The 23793-nt window shown below is 66.2% G+C and carries 2 protein-coding genes; both read right to left on the reverse strand.

Annotated elements, in window-relative coordinates; genetic code table 11:
* Nucleotides 1-968: 968 nt before the first annotated feature.
* Nucleotides 969-12860, reverse strand: coding sequence for an SDR family NAD(P)-dependent oxidoreductase (locus OH799_RS08380; protein WP_406277451.1), 11892 nt, complete (start codon nucleotides 12858-12860; stop codon nucleotides 969-971).
* Nucleotides 12857-23773 (reverse strand): SDR family NAD(P)-dependent oxidoreductase, encoded by a 10917-nt coding sequence (locus OH799_RS08385; RefSeq protein WP_406277454.1) that lies wholly within the window; start codon nucleotides 23771-23773, stop codon nucleotides 12857-12859. Before OH799_RS08385 ends, OH799_RS08380 begins: the two co-directional genes overlap by 4 nt.
* Between the last annotated feature and the right edge of the window lie 20 nt (nucleotides 23774-23793).

The following is a 23793-nucleotide window of genomic DNA, read 5'->3' on the forward strand; positions in this document are numbered from 1 at the left end:
TCCACTCCGTCGTGGGTAGTTCACAGTGGGGTGTACCTGAAACGCCATCGGTCGAACCGCTGCTGGAGCGCGACGCAGGGTTGGCGGCAGGTGGCAAATCACGCGGAACTGATTCCCGCACAGATGGAACCGATCACGGAGATGGAACATCAGTTGAAGGACAGATCCGTCGAGCTCGTCGCCTCCGAAGACACGGCGGTGAGCGATAGGGCGGCAGGCGATTGTGCCATCGTATCCAGGTCCGGAATCACTAGAATTACAATGCATCTCGCGTACAAACGAGTTCGTATGTAGGCGGATTCATCGGTGAAGTAGGCGGAGTACGTTCGACAATCGTTGACTGCCCTCGACATTGGGAGCGCGCTGAACTCCCCCGGCCGCTGCCGTTCGGCGATGTAAGGGAATTCCAGTGCCATCTCTACTGAATCTCGTTCCGCTGAAATGGAAATGAGGCATCTTGATCGGCGCTCATCCGGCGCTTGGCCGAGTCGGCGCTGATCGACCCATGCTGCTACGACATCCTGCGCCGCCGGCTCTGCACGCGCATCAGCCCAACACCGGCCATACGTCGGGCAAGACCGAACCCGGAATGAGACGCCCGCGAGCCCGACCGCCGTAGCGAGCGCAGAGCCGTTTGCTGACCACGACGCTGGGCACCGGCACGCCCAACTGGACAACCCGAGGAGACCGCCTTCGGCCTCAGGCGCCGGGGTTCATGATCATGCAACTCGAGGTGGCGTAGGCGATGAGACGCCCTGCCTCGTCAACGACCTGGGCCTGGGCGGTCACCTCGGCCCGCCCTCGCGGGCCTTCATCCTCCGTCGATCATATTCACCGCGGGACTCTTCGAGACCCGGCCGGCGGCGATCGCCTGGACCTACTCGAGACCGCTGAGCTGGGCAACTCGGCAATCTCGACCATCGGGTCGGTCCAGTCGCAAGTCCTGGTCTGCACGGTCATGACATTTCTTACCGTTTTGTTATTTGCTCATCGATAAGCGCGAAGAGCTCGTCAGCACTCGCCGCCTCCTCGACGGCCGCGCGGCCGCTGTCGGCCGTGGATTCGCGTTCCTCCAGGGCTTCAGCCAACGTCGCGCGGATCCGCTCGACCAGGTTGGCCTTGTCCCCCGCGGACGGGATGGTCGCCAACAGCGATCGGAGCGCAGCGATCTGGTCGTCGACCGCCGATGTGGTCAACGTGTCTTCCCACTGCGAGCGCAAGAAGGTCGCGACGGCGGCGGCGGTCGGATAATCGAACACCAACGTCGAAGGCAGTTTCATGCCCGTCACCTTGACGAGGCGATTCCGCAGCTCTACGCCGCCGAGCGAATCGAATCCCAGGGCGTTGAACGGGGTCTCAGGCTCGATGGCAGCGGCCGACGGGTGTCCCAGGACTGCCGCGGCGTGTTGCTGGACGATGCTGAGTACCACGCCCGCGCGGTCGGGTTCGGGTGTGGCGGCGAGCCTTTGCGCCAATGACCCCGTACTCTCGGCGCGGCGCGCGGGAACGGTGACCAGGGAGCTGAGCGCTCTGGGCAGCGACCCGGAGGCGGCCTGCGTGGTAAGCGCCGCCACGTCGAGACGCACCCCGGCGGTCATCGGGACACCGACTGTGAGGGCCGAGTCGAGCAGCGACATTCCGTCGTTCTCATCGAGCGGGATCAAACCTTCGCGTCGCATGCGCGCGAAGTCGGCCTCGGTGATGGTGCTGGTCATGCCGCTGGTCCCGCGCCACGGACCCCACGCCACCGACGTCGCGGGCAGCCCGGCGCGGTGGCGGTGGTGGGCCAACGCGTCGAGGAAGACATTAGCTGCGGCGTAGTTGGCCTGGCCTGGATTGCCGAGTGTGCCAGCGATGGAGGAGTAGAGCACGAATATCGACAGATCCTGATCCTTGGTGGCTTCGTGCAGATTCCATGCGGCATCCACCTTCGGGCGCAACACCGTCGCGAACTGCTCCGGTGTCATGTCGGCCAACAAACCATCGGCCAACACTCCCGCGGTGTGCACGACACCGGTCAGTGGGTACTCCGTAGGGATTCCCGCCAATAATTCATCCAGCGCCGCCCGGTCGGCCACATCACACGCCACCACATCGACCTGCGCACCGAGCCCGGTCAGTTCGGCCGTCAGCTCGGTGATACCAGGCGCGGCCCAACCACGCCGACTGGCCAACACCAGCCTCCGCACCCCGTGCGCGGTGACGAGGTGTCGAGCCGTCACCGCACCCAACCCACCGGTACCACCCGTAACCAGCACCGTGCCCTCAGGTCGCAACGGGGCAGGAATGGTGAGCACGTTCTTGCCGATATGCCGGGCCTGACTCAAGTACCGGAACGCTTCCGGTACCTGCCGTAGATCCCACCCCGTGACCGGCGGCAGCCCCAACACGCCGGTATCGAACAAACCGACGAGAACACTCAAAATCTCGCGCACCCGATCCGCGCTGATCTCGTTGAGGTGGAAACCCCGGTAGTGCACGCCCGGATGCTGCTCGGCGACCTCACCGGGGTCGCGGCGATCGATCAATCCCATCTCCAGGAACCGTCCACCGCGTGGCAACAGTCGCAGCGACGCGTCCACGAATTCACCTGCCAGCGAATCCAACACGATATCGACACCGCGTCCGTCGGTGAGTTCCAGGAACTTGCGCTCGAAGTCCAGGGTGCGGGAATCCCCGATCACCGCATCGTCGAATCCCATACTCCGCAGCACATCCCATTTGGGTTGGCTGGCGGTCACCAACAGCCGTAAACCCAGATGGCGCGCCAACTGGACAGCAGCTGTGCCCACACCACCGGTCGCGGCGTGCAGCAGCAACGTTTCCTCGGGTTTGGCCTCCGCTAAATCGACCAAGCCGTAATACGCCGTCACGAACACCACCGGTACGGCGGCGGCCTGCGCGAACGACCAGCCCTGCGGCATCGGGGCCAGCATCCTGTGGTCGGTCACCACTACCGAACCGATATCGGCGACGAACCCGAAAACCCGGTCACCCGCCGCGAATTCGGTGACGTCGGAGGCCACCTCCAACACCACACCCGCACCCTCACCACCGATCACGGCATCGGTGTCCGGATACATACCCAACGCGATCAGCACGTCCCGGAAGTTGATACCCGCCGCGCGCAGGCCCACCCGAACCTGCCCGGGCTGCAGCGGCCCCAGCGTGGCGGGCGTTTCGACCAGAGCGAGGTTGTCACCGGTCAAAGTACCCTTGCCGAGCTGGGTCAACGCCCACGCTGGAGCGTGTAGCAGGTCACTCGCACCGACCATATCGCCGACACCACGACTCAACCGCGCCGCATACGGCACACCCTGCCGCAACGCCAGCTGAGGTTCGTCCGCGATGGCCAACGCAACAGCCACGCCGACGCGATAGTCCTGCCAACGGTCCACATCGACGATCGCGATCCGGCCGGGATTCTCGTTTTGTCCGCTCCGGAGCAAACCCCACACCGCCGCACCGGCCGGATCCACCGATTCACCGGCATCCACCGTGACCGCACCCCTGGTCACGACCAGGATCCGCTCATGCTCCGTCAGCAGCTCCCGCACCCGCGCCGCTACCTCGACAAGCCGACCGTGAACCGCATCCGGCACATCCCCACCCGCACCCGCGTCCTCGACTCGCAACACAGCCACCGGCATGCCGTCGACGATCACCGTCTCACCGGCGTCCATGCTCACCCAATGCTCGTCCGCGATGAGGTCGCTCGGCTCCGGCGCAGGCAACGAAACCCAACGCAGCTGATGCAGGCCGCTACCCGCGGTCGGCGCTTTCGGCGCGCCGAAAGCGCCGACCGGGATCGGACGCAGAGTCAACGCCCCGACTTCGACGACCGGCGCACCCTGAGAGTCGGTGAGCGTCAACGTGATCCGCTGATTACCCGCCTCGGGCCCAGCGGCCCGCAACCGGACCCGCACCGATACGGCACCGACGGCGTGTACGTCGATGTTCTCCCACGAATAAGGCACCAGAACCTCACCCGCCGCGGCAGGCTCGGTCAACCCGCCGAGACCAATCGCGTGCAGCGCCGCGTCCAACAACGCCGGATGCACCACAAACCCGTCCACCGACGACCGCGTCTGCTCCGGCAAAGCCACCTCCGCGAACACCTCATCGCCGAGCCGCCACAATGCCCTCAACCCCTGGAACAATGGTCCATACCCATAACCACGCTCAGCCAATTCCCCGTAGACATCACCCAACGCCACCGGCAATGCCCCAACCGGCGGCCAACTCTCCGTCATTGCTGTCGGCTCGACCTGAGACGACGGCGACTGCGCGACAACAGTTCCGGTCGCATGGCGAACCCACTCGGCCTGATCCGGCTCACCATCGGGTTGCGGACGCGAATACACCGACACGACTCGCGAGCCCGCGTCATCGGGTCCGGCCGCCATCACCCGCAACTCGACCGCACCCACCGGCGGCACAACCAACGGCGCGGCCAGGACCAGTTCGGCCAGTCGCGGACTGCCGACCATCGCCCCGACATGCAACGCCAACTCCACAAACGCCGTCCCCGGCAACAACACCGTCCCACCGATCACATGATCGGCCAACCACGGATGACCGGCTTGCGACAGCCTGCCCGTGAACACCACGTCTCGGGAATCCGGCAGCCGAACCATTGCACCCAACAACGGATGCCCCGCATCGTCCAGACCCGACTGCCACACATCCGGCACCTCGACCGGCTGCGCCCAGTAGCGCTGGTGCTGGAACGCGTACGTCGGCAATGGAACCCGACCCACAGTGCGCCCGGCAAACATCGGCATCCAGTCCACCGGCAGACCCTCAGCGTGCGCATGTGCCAGGCATATGACAAACCCGACCGCTTCATCGACCGAACGCCGCGACGAGGCCACCACCATCGACTTCGCCTCCACCTCGGAACGCTCCGCCAAGCACTCCCGAGTCATCGCGGCCAACACCGCGTCCGGACCCACCTCCACAAATTTCCGCACACCGGAGGCGACCAACGTGTCCACGCCGGGAGCGAACCGCACACAACCGCGAACCTGCGCCACCCAGTACTCCGGATCACACACCTCGTCGCTGACCTGTGCACCCGACACATTCGACACGATCGGCAACAACGGCTCCCGATATACCAAACCCGCGGCCACCGAACGGAACTCCTCCAGCATCGGCTCCATCAACACCGAGTGGAACGCATGCGAAACCCGCAGCCGCGTGTTCTTCCGGCCTGTACCGGAAACCCGTTGCGCAATCTCTTCGACGGCATCCGCATAGCCCGACAACACCACCGACTCCGGACCATTCACTGCCGCAAGCGACACCCGACCGCCGAACTCAGCGATCACCGCCTCCGCCTCCGCCTCCGACACAGCCACCGCCAACATCGCCCCGCCCTCCGGCAACGCCCCCATCAATCGACCACGCGCCGCCACCAACACACACGCATCCTCGAGCGACCACACCCCCGCCACATACGCGGCGACAAGCTCACCGATCGAATGCCCGATCACCACATCCGGTGTCACACCGAACGACTCCACCAACCGGAACAACGCCACCTCGAACGCGAACAACGCAGGCTGCGTCCACTCCGTCCGATCCAACACACCCCGCGAATCGGCGAACATCACCTCCCGCAACGACCCACCCAGATGACGATCGAACTCGGCACAGACCTCGTCCAACGCCGCCGCGAACACCGGAAATGCCTGGTACAGTCCCGCGCCCATACCCACCCGTTGCGCACCCTGACCCGTGAACAGGAACGCCGTCCTTCCCTGAGCCGTCACGCCTTCGACCACACCCGGCAGCACCGAACCCGACGCGAGCGCGGCCAAGCCGGCAAGCAACTCCTCCCGGTCCCGCCCGACAACGACCCCCCGCCGATCCAGCAACGCCCGCGAGTCCAGCAACGACCGCGCCACCGCCCACGCATCCGCATCCGGACGGTCGGCCAACCATGCCCGCAACAGGTCCGCCTGCGCGCGCAACGCCTCCTCCGACTTCGCCGACAGCACCCACGACACCACCGGGTCATCGACACCCGCCACGACCGAGCCGCCTTCACCGCCGCTAGGCGGTGATCCGGCGTTGGTGGCCGATGGCGCCTCCTCGAGGATCACGTGCGCGTTCGTGCCGCTGATCCCGAACGACGACACTCCCGCGCGCCGCACCCGGTCGCCGGCAGGCCACGGCTCCGCGTCGGTCAGCACCCGTACCGATCCCGCCGACCAATCCACATGCGGGGACAAGGCATCCACATGCAGCGTCTTCGGCAACGTCTCGTGCCACAACGCCTGCACCATCTTGATCACGCCACCCACACCCGAAGCCGCCTGCGAATGCCCGATATTCGACTTCAACGACCCGATCCGCAACGGCTCACCCGCCCGACCCTGCCCGTAGGCCGCAATCAAAGCCTGCGCCTCGATCGGATCACCCAACCGCGTCCCCGTCCCATGCGCCTCCACCGCATCCACATCCGACGGCTCCAACCCGGCATTCGCCAACGCCGCTGCGATCACCCGTTCCTGCGACGGGCCGTTCGGCGCCGTCAAACCATTGCTCGCGCCGTCCTGATTGATCGCACTGCCGCGCACCACCGCCAACACGTTGTGCCCCAAACGCCGCGCGTCCGACAGGCGCTCCACCACCAACACCGCGGCACCCTCGGACCAGGCCACCCCGTCGGCCGCTGCCGAAAACGACTTGCACCGCCCATCCGGAGCCAAACCGCGCTGCCGGGAGAACTCCACGAACACCATCGGTGTCGCCATCACCGTCGCACCACCCACCAACGCCAGCGAGCTTTCCCCCTGACGCAACGCCCGGCACGCCACATGCAACGCCACCAACGACGACGAACACGCCGTATCCACCGTCATCGCGGGCCCCTCCAAACCCAACGCGTAGGCCACCCGCCCCGACACCACACTCCCCGCCGCACCGGTCGCGACATACCCCTCGATCTCCGGTCCGGCCTTGCGCGTCACAGCGTCGTAGTCCTGATACATCACACCCGTGTAGACACCGGTATCGCTGCCCCGCAACGACGTCGGATCGATCCCCGCGTGTTCCAACGCCTCCCACGACACCTCCAGCAGCAACCGTTGCTGCGGATCCATCGCGATCGCCTCACGAGGACCGATCCCGAAGAAGCCCGCATCGAAATCGGCCGCATTCGTCAGGAACCCGCCCTCCCGGACGTAGGACGTGCCCGAATGGTCGGGGTCGGGATGAATCAGACGATCCAAAGCCCAGCCACGATCCGAAGGGAACTCACTGATGGCGTCCGTGCCCGACAACACCAGGTCCCACAACTCATCCGGAGACCCGATACCACCGGGGAACCGGCCGGCCATGCCCACGATCGCGATCGGCTCGTCGGCTTGCACCCGACGCCGGGTGTGCGCACCGGCCGTCTTCGCGCCGTCGACCCGCGAGCGGAGGTACCGTGCCAGCGCCGTCGCGGTCGGATAGTCGAAGGCAAGGGTCGACGGAAGCTGTAGACCCGTGGCTTTGGTGAGCCGGTTGCGGAATTCCACCGAGCCCAGCGAATCGAAACCTAATTCGCTGAACGGCTTCTCGGCATCGATCAACCCACCGGAGGCATGTCCCAGCACGGCGGCGACATGGTCCCGCACGAAATCGAGAACAGTCGCGTCGTACTTGTCCGGCAAGGCCGTTGCCAACCGCCGCGCCAGATCCCCACCACCGCTGTCGGTGCGGCGTGATGCAGGCACCAACGACTGCAACATCCCCGGCAACAGGCCCGCGCGCGCCTGGATGGCCAAGGACGCCATGTCGAAGTCGACCGCGGCGACGAACGGTGTATTCGCACCGCCCGCCAAATCCAACAGTGCGAGACCGTCGGCTTCGGACAGCGGTCGAAAACCCATGCGCGACAGCCGATCCAAGCCAGATTTGCCAAGGTCGGCCGTCATTCCGCTGCCCTGGTACCACGGACCCCACGCCACGGAAACCGCGGGAAGGCCGGCGATGGCGCGGCGGCGCGCCAAGGCGTCCAGCACCGAGTTCGCCGCCGCATAGTTACCTTGACCCGCCGATCCGAGGATTGCCGCGACCGAGGAGAACATGACGAACGCCGACAAGTCGCGATCCAGCGTGAGTTCGTGCAGGTTCAGCGCAGCGCCGACTTTCGGAGCGAGCACGCGGTCGACCTGCTCGGGCGTGAGCGTCCCGACGGTGCCGTCGGCCAGCACACCCGCCGCGTGCACGACGGCAGTGAGTGCGGGACCGTCGGAGATGTCGTCGAGCATTGCCGCCACGGCGACGCGATCGCTCACATCGCAGGCCACCACCCGCGTCCGAGCCCCGAGTTCAGCCAGCTCGGCGACAAGTTCGGCGACGCCTTCGGCTCGCTCACCGCGCCGGGACACCAGCACCAGATCACGCGCACCATGTGCCACGGCAAGGTGCCGGGCCACGAGCGCGCCCAACCCGCCGGTGCCGCCAGTGATCAGCACCGCACCGGTGCCGAGTGCGATACCCGACTCGGCCGCCGGCGATTCGCGACGGGTCAGCCGCGGCGTGAGCAGCGCACCCGCACGCACCGCCAACTGCGCCTCGTCGGCGGCGAGGGCGGACGATATCAGCTCGGGCGTCATCTCGCCGTCGACATCGATGTCCACCAACACAATCCGGCCCGGATGCTCCGACTGCGCGCTCCGCAGCAATCCCCAGGTCGCCGCAGCGGCCAGATCCGGATCTTCACCCGGCAGGCCCGCCCCGTTGCGCGTCACGACGACCAGCCGAGGATTCCCCGCCGCAGCCAGGCGCAACCACGAACGAACGGCCGTCAAGACCGCCTGTACGCGTCCGCGCACGACATCCACCGATGACGTCTCCACGGCAGACAACCCCGTGTCGACGTCGTCGGCGAACCACACCACGGCGTCGATGTGCGACCGCTCCGCTGCATCGCTCGGGTCCTGACCGTTCTCCCCGGCGGCCTCGATCAGAGCGGCCATATCCCGGTGACTTTCGTCGAAACCGGGCGTCGGCAACGATCCGACGGCGGCGATCCGACGGGTGCCCGTGCCGACCTGCGCCGGCGATTCGACTGCGGTCCATCGCAGCTCGTAGAGCTTGTTCCGCCCGACAGATCGACCATCGTTCAGTGCCTGGCTGTTCACCGGGCGAGACTGCAGTGATTCGACGGTCAACACGAGAGCGCCCGCGTCATCGACGGTCTCGAGCCGCACGTTGTCGGCTCCGGTACGCCGGATTCGAACCTCCACGGCCGTCGCTCCGGGGCGGAGCAACCGCACGCCGTTGAAGGAGAACGGCAGCGGTAGGTGGTCCTGCGGCAAGTCGGTGGCCAATTCGTGCGCGGCGGCATGCAGCGCGGCGTCCAAGAGGGCGGGATGCATGCCGAACCGAGACGCTTCTGCAGCGACTTCGGCGCTCAACACCACATCGGCCGAAACGTCGTCGCCGTCGCGCCACACCCGGCGCACGCCTTGAAACGCAGGTCCGTAACCGAATCCGCGCGCGGCCAACTGGTCGTACAACGCCTCGCCGGGCGTCGCCTCTTCCTTTGAGGACAGCCCGTTGTCGCTGCGGGACGCCGGAATGTCGATCACCACGCCCGGCGCGAGAATGCCACGCGCGTAGGTGATTCCGAATCCGTCGTCCGACTGCTCACCAATGGCCTTGGACGCTACGACAAACCGCCTTCGCCCGTCTTCATCCGGCGCTTCGACACCGATCTGGATGTCGATCTCGACCTTGTCGTCCAACCGCAGCGGTGCTTCCAGAACCAGCTCATCGACGATTTCGACGCCCAATCGAGCACCGACCGCCAAAGCCAGCTCCACGAAACCGGTTCCTGGTAACAACACCCCGCCGAACACCATGTGATCGGCAATCCACGGATGCGACGCCACCGAAAGTCGGCCGGTGAACAACCACTCGTCCTTACCGGCCACTGAGATCGCCGCACCCAGCATGGGGTGGTCCATCGAGATCAGACCGGCACGACTCACGTCGGCGACGTCACCACTCGGCGGCAGCCAGTACCGAGTGCGTTGGAAGGCGTAGGTCGGCAAGGAAATTCGACGCAGCGACCGTCCTGTGTACAGGGAGCACCAGTTCACCTCGAGACCCGCGGCATGCGCAGCCGCCAGAAACGCGGTGAACTGCGCAACCTCATCCGCACCGCGCCGCGCGGCGGCAGCCACCATCGACCGTGCCTCGACCTCGGGTTCCTCGGCCACGCACTGGCGCGTCATCGCCGCCAGGACGGCATCCGGGCCCACCTCCAGGAACCGCCGGGTCCCGGCCGCGGCCAGTGCCCGTACCCCCGGAGCGAACCGCACGGCCGACCGTACCTGTCGCACCCAGTACTCCGGATCGGTCAGCTCACGATCCACCACCTCACCGGTCACGTTCGACATAATCGGAATCGTGGGCGTTCGATAGGTCAAACCTGCGGCTACCACGCGGAATTCGTCGAGCATCGGCTCCATCCGCGCCGAATGGAACGCGTGGCTGACCCGCAACCGGTTCGTCTTGCGGCCCTGGTCGGCAAGCAGTCGCTCGACCTCGTCGACGGCGTCCACGTCGCCGGACAACACCACCGACGACGGGCCGTTCACTGCGGCCACCGAAAGCCTGTCGGAGTATCCGGCCACCATTGCGAACGCCTCGTCTTCGGATCCGGCCGCCGCCAGCATCGCCCCGCCCGAAGGCAACGCGCCCATCAACCGCCCGCGCGCCTCCACCAGCGCACAGGCGTCCGACAGCGACCAGACTCCAGCGACATACGCCGCGACCAACTCACCAATGGAGTGACCAAGCAGCACATCCGCGGTCAGACCGAAAGACTCGACGAGCCGGTACAGTGCCACCTCGAACGCGAACAACGCCGGCTGCGTGAAATCCGTCCGATCCAGCAGCGTCGTGTCCTCCTCGGCGAACATCAGATCTTTCAACGACAGCGCGGAGGTTCTCGACGGGTGGCCGTCGGATGACGGGTGGACCCGTCCGAGCAGTGGATCGAACGCGGCGCACACCTCGTCCAGCGCGGCCGCGAACACCGGAAACGCCGCGTACAGTTCCCGGCCCATTCCGGGCCGCTGGGAGCCTTGACCGGTGAACAGGAACGCGGTGCGCCCCGTACCCACGACGCCGCTGACCACGCCACCGCCGTCGGAGGACGCACCCTCGGCGAGCGCCGCCAGACCTGCCAGCAACTCCGCTCGGTCCCGCCCCATGACCACACCGCGCCAGTCCAACAGCGCCCGCGAGGTCGCCAGGGAATGCGCCACATCCCACATGTCCGCGTCGGGTTCGCCGATCACCCACTGCCGCAGTCGATCCGCCTGCGCCCGTAGGCCCGACTCGGATTTCGCCGACACGATCCACGGGACGACATCCGACGCGACACTCGGCCGCGTCGACGGCATCTCCTCGGAGTCGGGCTGCTCAGAACTGCCCTCGGACTCGGCGGTGACCGGAGCGGGGGGCGCCTCCTCCAGAACCACATGCGCGTTGGTCCCGCTGACCCCGAACGACGACACACCCGCCCGACGCACCCGCTCCCCCGCAGGCCACGGCTCGGCCTCGGTCAACAATCGCACCGTATCCGCAGACCAATCCACATGGGGGGTAGGCGCATCCACGTGCAACGTCTTCGGCAACACGCCGTGCCGCATAGCTTGCACCATCTTGATCACACCACCGACCCCAGCCGCAGCCGAAGTGTGACCGATATTCGACTTGAGGGAACCTAATCGGAACGGCCCGCTCTCACGCCGCTGCCCATAGACACCGATCAACGCCCGCACCTCGATCGGATCCCCCAGCATCGTGCCCGTCCCATGCGCCTCCACCGCGTCCACATCCGACGGATCCAACGCCGCACTCGCCAACGCCGCCGTGATCACCCGCTCCTGCGAAGGACCATTCGGCGCGGTCATCCCCTTGCTCGCACCGTCCTGATTCACCGCGCTGCCCCGAATCACCGCCAATACGGTGTGACCGAGCCTCTGTGCGTCCGACAAGCGCTCCAACACCAGCATCCCGAGACCTTCGGAGAAACCCGTCCCGTCAGCGGCCGCCGCGAATGCCTTACAGCGTGCATCCGGCGATAGCGCGTGCTGACGTGAGAACGCGATCAGCAAGGACGGATCCGACATCACGGTCACCCCACCCGCCAACGCGAGCGATGTATCGCCCTGCCGCAACGCCTGACACGCCAGATGCAACGCCACCAGCGACGACGAGCACGCAGTATCAACCGACAAAGTGGGGCCCTTGAAGCCGAACGTGTAAGCGATCCGGCCGGACAACACACAGCTCGCCGCGCCCAGGTAGGCATGGCCTTCCGCCTCGGCCGTCAACGTCGGAGAGCCGACGCGCGGACCGTAGTACTGGTGGAAGACTCCGGCGAAGAGCCCGGTATCGCTGCCGCGCAGCGACACCGGGTCGATACCCGCGTCCTCCAACGCCTCCCAGGATGCCTCGAGCATCAAACGCTGCTGCGGATCCAGCACTGCGGCTTCCCGAGGACCGATTCCGAAGAAGCCCGCATCGAAATCGGCTGCCGAATACAGAAACCCACCCTCACGGGTGTAGATCGTGCCCGGCACATCCGGATCCGGGTTGAACAGCCGCTCGAGGTCCCACCCTCGATCGGTCGGAAGACCGCCGACCGCGTCGGTGCCGGAGGCGACCAGATCCCACAGTTGCGCCGGGGTATCCACGCCGCCCGGATAGCGGCAGCTCATACCGACAATCGCAATCGGTTCCCGCGCACGCTCCTCCAACTCGTGGATGTGCTTGTTGGCGGTGCGTAGGTCACCCGTGAGTTTCCGCAGATAGCGGGTGAGTTTTTCCTCGTTGCTCATGGTCGACCAAACTCCTCGTCAATCAGGTCAAAAAGTTCGCTGCCGGAATGTGCGGCAAGATCGTCGTATTCGTCGCTCTGCCATTTGTCACCAAGGTGGGACCGAAGACGGTCGCCGATGCCGAGCAGCGCGGTGACGGTCGCATCGTCGTTGCCCGCTGCGGCGAGGATGCGTTCGACCATCGCCTCCAGACGGGCGAGGTCGTCCGACGCGGAAACGGTGGCGGGCGGCTCCGCAGTGACCGTCAGAGCCAATTCGTCGTGCAGATACCGGGCCAACTCGTCCAGCGTCGGGTAGTCGAACACGAGCGTCGAGGGCAACTGGAGGCCGGTAACTTTCGAAAGGCGGTTCCGGAACTCCACTCCTCCGAGCGAATCGAATCCGATCTCGTCGAATCCCTTGTCGGGCCGAAGATCACCGATCGACGAGTGGCCCAGTACAGCGGCGGCTTGCTCGAGAACCAGGTCGAGTACGGCCTGCTTCCGCTTGGCCTCCGGTATCCGATTCAGCGTAAAGCCGCGCGATTGCGCCCGGCTCGCGGCCTCCACCCTCGAATGCCGAACAAATCCTCGCAATACTGCGGGAAGCGTGTCAGCCCGAGCTTCTCGTTCAAGGGCGTTCACGTCGAAGCGAAACGGCACGAATGCCGATGCGGCTGCCGGGTCCGATCCGATGCCGGCGACGGTGTCGAACAGCCGAAGGCCGCCCGCCTGGGTCAGCGGACGCAAACCCAGGCGGGCAAGTCGTGCGACTGCCGCTTCGTCGAGGGTGTCCGTCATGCCGCCCGATCCCGTTCCGGTCCGCTCCCACGGACCCCATCCGAGTGCTACGGCGGGCAGACCTTCGGTACGACGCCGGGCGGCCAACGCGTCCAGAAAGCTGTTGGCGGCGGCATAGTTGGCCTGACCCGCTGACCCGAGTACACCGGCAATTGATGAGAACAGCACGAACGCCGATAGATCCGAGCCCCGCGTCGCCTCGTGCAAATTCCACGCCGCGTCGACCTTCGGCGCGAGCACGCGATCCAACTGTTCGACCGTGAGCGTGCGGATCGTTGCGTCGTCGAGCGCGCCCGCCGCATGGACCACGGCCGTCAATGGCTGTTCCGGCGGGACCGAATCGAGCAGCGCCCGCAATGCCGTCCGGTCCGCGACGTCGCAGGCCGCCAGGCGCGCATGTGCGCCGAGCTCACTCAGTTCTGTTGCCAATTCCACTGCGCCCATGGCATTCGCGCCGCTGCGGGACACCAAGAGCAACTGCTGCACACCATGCTCGACAACCAGGTGCCGGGCCAGCATCGCGCCGAGCCCGCCGGTGCCTCCGGTGATCATCACGGTGCCGGAACCGAACGACGGTCTTCTCTCGGCGGATGCGTCCATGCGTTCCAGTCTCGGCGCCACCAACGTGTCTCCACGAACGGCCACTTGGGGCTCGTCGGTTGCGAGCACCGTCCGCACGGCGTCGGCCGATAGCGGCTGCACGCCTGGCGAGGACTGCCAGTCGAGCAAGACGATTCGAGCGGGGTATTCGGTTTGCGCGCTGCGAACCAACCCCCACACCGCGGCTGCGGCGAGGTCCGGCGTCTCCCCGGGCAGTCCGGCGGCGTTGTGGGTCACAACGATCAATCGCGATTGCTCCAAGGCATCCTTGTCGAGCCACGCCTGGAGCGTGTGCAGCGTCGAGAGCGCCTGGTCGTGCGTCGCGGCCGTGGCGTCACCGTTTCGCGGAATCGCGTCCGCGGCGACAGACCACACCACGACCTCAGGCAGCACGTCGTCGGTCATTACCAGGCTGTCGATGTCCGGATATCTTTCCCGCACATCGTCTATCGAGATCGAGCCCAGTGCCGCGATCTCACCGGAAACCATGTCGGCCGACGAAGCGCGGACCTCTGTCCAATGCAGTTCGTACGCCCCAGTGTCGCCGCCCGACAGGGAATCGCGGAGCTGGGCGACGTTATATGACCGCATGACGGCCTCGTCGATGGAGAGAACCGGATTGCCGTCGCCGTCCATCGCCGCGATGGCGATAGTGTCCTCGCCCTTCGAAACTGCGATCACCCGCAGCGGTCCGGGCCGTGCGACATCGTGGAATCGGGCACCGCCCCAACGGAACAGGAGCTTGCCGAGGTTCGGATCAGAACCGAGCTCCGGCCACATCAGACAGGCGAGCCCGGCGTGTCCGATACCATCCATCAGGCCCGGATGCAGAGTGAAACCGTCGGGGTCGACGGCCGGATCCAACGCGACCTCGGAGAAAACAGCGTCACCACGCCGCCACGCGCGTTCGGTGGCGCAGAAGGAACGACCGTACTCGAGCCCGACCGCGGCCGAGATGTGTGCGGGGATCCATTCGGGGTCGATCGGGTCGGCGTCCAACGGCGGCCACGGCTCGGCCCAAAGTCGTTCCATCAGCGGCTCGGCGGCCGGTCGGTCGCCGGCCAGAATGCCACTGGCGTTGCGTATCCACTCATTATCGTCGTCACCGGCGACGCGGTAGTGGAAGGTGAAGTGACGCCGCCCTGTTTCGTCCGACTCGTCGACGAACACTTGCAGGTCGATGTCACCGTCTTCGGGCGGGAGGACCGGGGCCTCCAGCGTGAGCTCATCCACTCCGATGCAGCCGAACCGCGGTCCCGCGACCAACAGCATCTCCAACAGCGCCGTGCTCGGAACGACCATCACGCCGTAGCTCGTATGGTCCGCGAGCCATGGATGGGTCCGCCGCGAGAGCCGGCCCGTGAGCATCCATTCGTCCTTCCCCGCGACCTGCACCACACCGGTCAACACCGGGTGGCCCGACGCCGTCGGCGATGCCACGCCGACCGGCCGCAACCAGTACCGCTGGTGCTGGAACGCATACGTGGGCAGCGACACCCGATTCCCGGCGCGGCCGGCGAACAACGGCGTCCAGTCCACCCGGACTCCCGCGACATGTGCTCGCGCCAGCGCGGACACGAACTGGGTCGGCTCGTCGGTCGAGCGTCGACTGGCCGCGATCACTGTCGAGCGGGCCTCGATGTCCGAAGTCTCGGCAAGGCATTGCCGAGTCATCGCGGACAGCACCGCATCCGGTCCGATCTCCACAAACCGCCGCACCCCCACCTCGACCAGGGTGTCGATCCCCGGCGCGAACCGCACACAGCCACGCACCTGCTCGACCCAGTAGCCGGGGTCGGTCAGCTCGGCACCGACCACGACTCCCGAAACGTTCGACACGATAGGGACGGTCGGCTGGTGATAGGTCAAACCTTCAGTCACACCCCGGAACTCATCGAGCATCGGCTCCATCAACACCGAATGGAACGCATGACTGACCCGCAACCGGGAGGTCTTCACCCCCTCCACCGCAAGCTTGTCTTCGATCATGCCGATCGCGAACACATCCCCGGACAACACCACCGACGACGGACCATTCACCGCCGCCATCGACACCTGGTCGGCGAACTCGGCCGCCACCGTGGCCACCCGGTCCTCGGATACCGCCACCGCCAGCATCGCCCCGCCTTGCGGCAGCGCCCCCATCAACCGCCCGCGTGCCACCACCAGGGCGCACGCGTCCTCGAGCGACCACACCCCCGCCACATACGCGGCTGCCAGCTCCCCGATCGAATGTCCGATCAGCACGTCCGGCACCACACCGAACGACTCCATCAGCCGGAACAACGCCACCTCGAACGCGAACAACGCAGGTTGCGTAAACTCCGTGAGGTCCAACAGTGCCGCGTTACTCGGATCGAACACCACATCCTTCAGCGACCAGTCGAGCAGCGGATCGATATGGGCGCACACCTCGTCGAACGCCGCCGCGAACACATCGAACGCCGCGTACAAACCCGCACCCATACCGGTCCGTTGCGCACCTTGCCCAGTGAACAGAAACGCTGTCTTTCCAGAACCCACAACTCCCTCGACAGTGCCCGGCGAACCGGCCGCCAACTCGGCCAGACCGGCCAGCAGCTCGTCGCGATCACGACCGACGACGGCTCCGTTCCAGTCGAGCCGAGCCCGCGACGTCGCCAAGGAATGGGCCACATCCCACACATCCGCTTCGGCATCGCGAATCAACCACTGCCGCAATCGCTCTGCCTGCGCTCGCAGGCCCGACTCGGAATTCGCCGACACCAGCCACGCAGCGGCTGTCGCGGTGTGGGGCCGGTCCTCGGACGCGGGCTGCGTCGCCGGAGTTCGACGCGCAGGTGCTTCTTCCAGGATGGCGTGGGCGTTGGTACCGCTGACACCGAACGACGACACCCCGGCACGGCGAACCCGCCCGCCCGCCGGCCATGGCTGGGCCTCGGTCAACAGCTGGACATCGCCCGCCGACCAGTCCACGTGCGGGCTCGGCGCGTCGACATGCAAGGTCTTCGGCAGGGTTTCGTGCCGCAACGCCTGCACCATCTTGATTACGCCGCCGACACCTGCCGCAGCCACGGTGTGTCCGATATTCGACTTGATCGACCCGATCCGCAGCGGACGATCCGAACGATCCTGGCCATAGGCAGCGATCAACGCCTGCGCCTCGATCGGATCACCCAACGTCGTCCCGGTGCCGTGCGCCTCCACCGCATCGACGTCCGGCGGCTCGAGTCCGGCATTCGCCAACGCCGCAGCGATCACCCGCTCCTGTGACGGACCATTCGGCGCCGTCAAACCGTTGCTTGCACCGTCCTGGTTCACCGCCGTCCCACGCACGAGGGCAAGGATGTTGTGCCCGAGCCGCCGGGCGTCGGAGAGCCGTTCCAGCACGAGCACACCGACGCCCTCGGAGAAGGCGACGCCGTCGGCCCCGGCGGAAAACGCCTTGCACCGTCCATCGGGCGACAGACCGCGCTGCCGCGCGAAATCGACGTAGAGGTAGGGACTGGCCGCGACCGTGACCCCGCTCGCCAGCACCAGCGAGCTCTCCCCTTGGCGCAGCGCTTGGCAGGCCAGATGCAGCGCGACCAGGGACGACGAGCACGCGGTGTCAACGGTGACCGCAGGCCCCTCGAGACCGAAGACATAGGACACCCGCCCGGAGATCACGCTGCTCGTGGTACCGGTGAGCCGGTACCCCTCCAGATCGCCAACTACCCGATCGATGTAGCCCGAGTAGCCCGCTCCGGCGAAAACTCCGGTATCGCTGCCCCGCAACGACATCGGATCGATTCCCGCGTGCTCCAATGCCTCCCACGACACTTCCAACAACAACCGCTGCTGCGGATCCATCGCGGACGCCTCCCGCGGGCTGATACCGAAGAAGCCCGGGTCGAAATCACCCGCGTCATAGAGGAATCCGCCGCGGCGGGTGTAGACGGTGCCGGGCTTGTCCGGGTCCGAATCGAACAATCGCTCCAGATCCCAGTCACGATCCGACGGGAACTCGCCGGTCGCGTCGGTTCCGGAAGCAACGAGGTCCCAGAGCTCATCCGGTGATGCGATACCGCCGGGGAACCGGCAGGCCATGCCTACGATCGCGATCGGCTCGTCCGCCCGAACCCGGCGCACAGTCTTCTTGACGGGTTCACCCACCGTCTTCGGTTCGACCCTTGACTGCACCAGCTTCGCCACCGCCGCTGGGGTCGGATAGTCGAACACCAAGGTCGACGGCAGCTGCACACCGGTGACCTTGGCCAGCCGGTTACGGAACTCCACCGCACCCAACGAATCGAAACCGATCTCGTCGAAGCGCTGCTCGGGCCTGATGTCGTCACCCGAGTCGTGCCCGAGCACTGCGGCGACCTGGTTACGCACCTCCTCCAGCACTACTTCGCCGCGTTGGACCTCCGGCACCCCGGCGAGCCGGGCGCCCAACGAACTCGCCGCATGTCCCGCCGAGACGTCTCTGGCAGCCTGCGCTGGGCGTGCCGAACGCCGCACGAATCCACGCAGCACCGCCGGAACAGTGTCGATTTCGGACTCACGACTCAACACACTCGCGTCGAACCGGATCGGCGCGAGCAGCGCCTCCGAGTGAGCGAGAGAGGCGTCGAATAGACGTACACCCTCGCCATGACCGAGTTGCACCAGCCCCAACCGATCCCACCTCGCGACAGCAGCACGATCCAAACCATCAGTCATCCCGCTGCCCTGGTTCCACGGCCCCCACGCCAGCGACGTCGCGGCCAACCCCGCGGCCCGCCGCCGCTGCGCCAACGCATCCAGGAAACCGTTCGCCGCAGCATAATTGCCCTGCCCAGCCGACCCGAGCACCCCCGCGATCGAGGAGAACACCACGAACGCCGACAAGTCGCGGTCACGGGTCAGTTCGTCCAGATGCCACGCCCCGTCGACTTTCGGCGCCAACACCCGATCCACTTGTTCGCCGGTCAACGACTCGATGGTGCCGTCGTCGAGAACCCCTGCGGTATGCACGACAGCGGTCAATCCGGCATCGGGATCGACGGTGTCCAACAGCTTCCGCACCGCATCGCGGTCCGCGATGTCGCACGCGACCACCTGAGCGTCGGCTCCCGCCTGCGCCAGTTCGGCGACCAGCTCGGCGGCGCCGGGTGCCGCGGGGCCTCGCCGCGATGTCAACACCAACCTGCGCACACCGTGTTCGGCCACAATGTGGCGGGCGAACAATACACCCAGCCCACCCGTCCCGCCCGTGATCAGCACCATCCCGGACCCCAACGACGACAGTGCACTGGTCTCCTCAGAGACGGACACGCGCGTCAGCCTCGGAACCAGGACCTCCGCACCACGCACCGCCACCTGCGGCTCACCTGACCGCAGTACCGCCGCGATCCGATCCACATCCAACGGCCTGGCCGGATCCTCGTCGATAAGGACGAACCTTTCCGGATTCTCCGACTGCGCGCTCCGAACCAATCCCCACACCGAAGCAGCAGCCAGACCCGCAACCTGACCAGGCAGCCCCGCACCGCCCGCCGTCACCACAACCAGCCGGACATCGGCCACACGTTCTTGCGCAAGCCAGGATTTCAACATCGCCAGCGTGTCGTACACCCTCGCCCGCGCCGCTGCCGGATCGTCGGCCGAATCATCGGCGGACGGCTCGGTCGCCTGCCACACGACCACACTGGGGACACGTTCGGCCGCAAAAACTTCGGCAACCGATCCATAGGACGCATCGATCCCCGACACCGTCGTGTCCGCGAGCACCGCCATCGACAACGCGGACCGGTCGGCAGGTCCTACTACGGCGGGCTCCCAGCGCACCTGGTATAAACCAGCCTCATCACCGGACAGAGTGCTGCGGAATTCCTTGACGTCATACGGACGCATCACGACCGCATCGACGGACACAATCGGATTGCCGTCTGGATCGACAGTCGCGACAGACACGGTCTCCGCTCCGGTCGCGACCACGATGACCCGAAGCGACGTCACTTCCGCAGGCCACTCGCCGTCCGTCGTCGGCTTGTGGAATCGCGCGCCACCCCACCGGAACAACAGCCTGCCGGTATCCGGATCGGAATCCGCATCACGCCACATCAAACGGGAGAAACCCGCGTGCATCACCATATCCAGCAGGGCCGGATGCAGGTCGTGCCGTCCCGGCTCCGGCGCCGCGTCGGTGTCCAGTGCGATCTCCGAGAAGACCGCATCGTCGCGTTGCCACACGGCACGCACACCGATGAACGCCGGACCGTACTCGAGTCCGGTGTCCTTCGCAATCCGCTCCGGAAGCGCCGCGCTGTCCACGAGTTCGGCATCGGTCGGCGGCCACGCCTCGTCCCGCAACCGGGACAACAACGCCGAGTCGCCGTCCCAGTGCGCCGCGAGCGCACCGGTCGCATTGTGGGTCCATTCGTCGTCGGACGACGTGCGGAAATAGAACTCGAACGAACGTCGCCCCGACTCATCCGGCGCTTGCACCAACACCTGCAGCTCGACCTCGTCGTCTCCGGTCGGCAGTATCGGCGCCTGCAACGTGAGTTCCTCGACCACCTCGCAACCGATCCGGCCACCTGCGACGAGAAGGAACTCGATCAACGTCGCGCTCGGCACGACCACCACGCCGTAGGTCATGTGGTCGGCGATCCATGGGTGGGTGCGTAAGGAGAATCGGCCGGTGAACAACCATTCGTCGGTTCCTGCCAACCCGACCACACCGGTCAGGATGGGGTGGTCGGTTGATGACTGCGATGTGTCGCTGCTGGGCTGGAGCCAGTACCGGCGACGCTGGAAGGCATATGTCGGTAACGGAATTCGGCTCATTCCACGACCGGTGAGCAGCGGCCTCCAGTCCACCGGCACTCCCGCGACGTGGGTTTGTGCCAGGGATGTGATGAATTGTCTCACCTCATCGGCCGAACGCCGGGAGGCCGCCGCCACGGCCGCCACCGACTCGACCTCAGGGTTTTGTGCCAGGCACTGGCGGGTCATCGCGGCCAGCACCGCGTCTGGTCCCACCTCGACGAATTTGCGCACACCCTCTGTGATCAGTGTGTCCACACCGGGAGCGAACCGGACACAGTTCCGCACCTGCGTGATCCAATACTGTGGGTCGCACACCGCGTGACCAGCGAGCTGACCGGAGATGTTCGACACGATCGGCACGCTCGGCGGCTGGTAGGCGACACTTTCGGCTACCGCACGGAACTCGGTCAGCATCGGATCCATCCGAGCGGAATGGAAAGCGTGGCTGACCTGCAACCGACTCGTCTTCACTCCAGTGGCCGATAGTTGCCGCTGGATCTCCTCGATCGCATCGATATCCCCCGAGAGCACTGTCGAGGATGGGCTGTTCACCGCCGCGATCGACACCCGGTCACCGAAACCAGCGACGACATCCACCGCCCGTGCTTCGCCGATCGCCACGGCCAGCATCGCTCCACCCGCCGGCAATCCACCCATCAACCGGCCCCGCGCCGCCACCAGCACGCACGCATCCGGCAGCGACCACACACCGGCCGCATACGCCGCGGCCAACTCCCCGATCGAATGCCCGGCAACGACGTCCGGTGTGACACCGAATGATTCGATCAGCCGGAACATCGCCACCTCGAACGCGAACAACGCAGGCTGGGTGAACTCCGTGCGGTCCAACAACCCTTCGGTGTCGGCGAACATCAACTCTTTCAGCGACCGCCCCAACAGTGGGTCGAACTGGGCGCACACTTGGTCCAACGCCGCCGCGAACACCGGGAACACCCGATACAGGTCGGCACCCATCCCGGCGCGTTGGGCTCCTTGGCCGGTGAACAGGAACGCTGTTTTCCCGGAACCGGTGTATCCCTCGATCGCGGCTGGCGCACCGGCCGCCAACTCGGCCAGGCCGGCCAGCAGGTCGCCCCGGTCACCTCCCACGACCACACCACGCCAGTCCAGCAGTGCCCGCGACGACACCAACGAATGTGCGACATCCCACACATCCGCGTCGGGTTCACCGATCAACCACTGCCGCAACCGATCCGCCTGCGCACGCAAAGCTTCGCTCGACTTGGCCGATATCACCAGCGGCGCGACCCGCGACGCGATGGGCTCCGTAGCAGTCACCCGGTCGGCCTCGCCCAGGGTGGTCTTGTCCGGGGACTCGCCTCCGGACTCCGCCGCGGCGGTGACCGGTTCGGTGGGTGCTTCCTCGAGAATGAGGTGGGCGTTGGTGCCACTGGCCCCGAACGATGACACAGCCGCCCGTCGCGCCCGTTGCCCCGCCGGCCATGGCTCGCTGTCCTGCAGCAGCCGCACCGTACCGGCGGACCAATCCACGTGCGGGGTAGGCGTATCCACATGCAGGGTCTTCGGTAGCACGCCGTGTCGCATCGCTTGGACCATTTTGATCACGCCACCGACTCCCGCCGCTGCCGAGGTGTGACCGATATTCGATTTCAGCGAACCCACCCGCAGCGGCCCGTCCGCACGCCGCTTCCCGTAGACACTGATCAGTGCCGACGCCTCGATCGGATCCCCCAGCATCGTGCCTGTGCCGTGCGCCTCCACCGCGTCCACATCCGAGGGCTCCAGACCGGCGTTCGCCAACGCCGCCGCGATGACCCGTTCCTGGGACAGACCATTCGGCGCGGTCAAACCGTTGCTCGCACCGTCCTGGTTGACCGCGCTGCCACGCACCACCGCCAGCACGGTGTGGCCGAGGCGCCGCGCGTCCGACAACCGCTCCAACACCAGCATCCCCAGCCCCTCGGAGAAACCGGTCCCATCAGCCGCTGCCGCGAACGCCTTACACCGCGCATCCGGTGACAGCGCACGCTGACGCGCGAACGCGATCAGCAGCGACGGGTCCGACATCACCGTCACCCCGCCGGCCAACGCCACCGTCGCGTCACCCTGCCGCAACGCCTGGCACGCCAAATGCATAGCCACCAGCGACGACGAGCACGCGGTGTCGACCGAGATGGCTGGGCCGTTGAAACCGAAGGTGTAGGCGATCCGACCAGACAACACACTGTTCGAAACACCCAGATAGGCGTGCCCTTCGGTCTCCGCGGTGATAGCCGGGGACCCGATACGGGGACCGTAGTACTGGTGGATAACCCCAGCGAACACCCCGGTGTCGCTACCGCGCAGCGACACCGGGTTGATCCCGGCATCCTCCAACGCCTCCCACGACGCCTCCAACATCAACCGCTGCTGGGGATCCATCGCCGCCGCCTCACGAGGACCGATCCCGAAGAAACCGGCATCGAAATCACCGATAGCGTCCAGGAACCCGCCCGCACGGGTGTAAACAGTGCCCGCCACATCCGGATCCGGGTTGAACAACCGCTCCAAATCCCACCCCCGGTCCGACGGGTAGTCCCCCACAGCGTCCACACCGTTCGCGGTCACACGCCACAAATCCTCCGGTGACCGCACACCACCCGGGTACCGGCACGCCATACCGACAATCGCGATAGGCTCCTGCGACCGGTCGGTGAGCTCGCGAAGTTGCTGTTTGGTCTCATACAGCTCCTTCGCGGTCTTCTTCAGATACCGGCGTAACTCGTCGTTATCGGCCATCGGTGAAACTCCTGATCGTC

Origin of the sequence: Nocardia sp. NBC_00881 (assembly GCF_045207455.1) — a bacterium.
Classification (GTDB): Bacteria; Actinomycetota; Actinomycetes; order Mycobacteriales; family Mycobacteriaceae; genus Nocardia.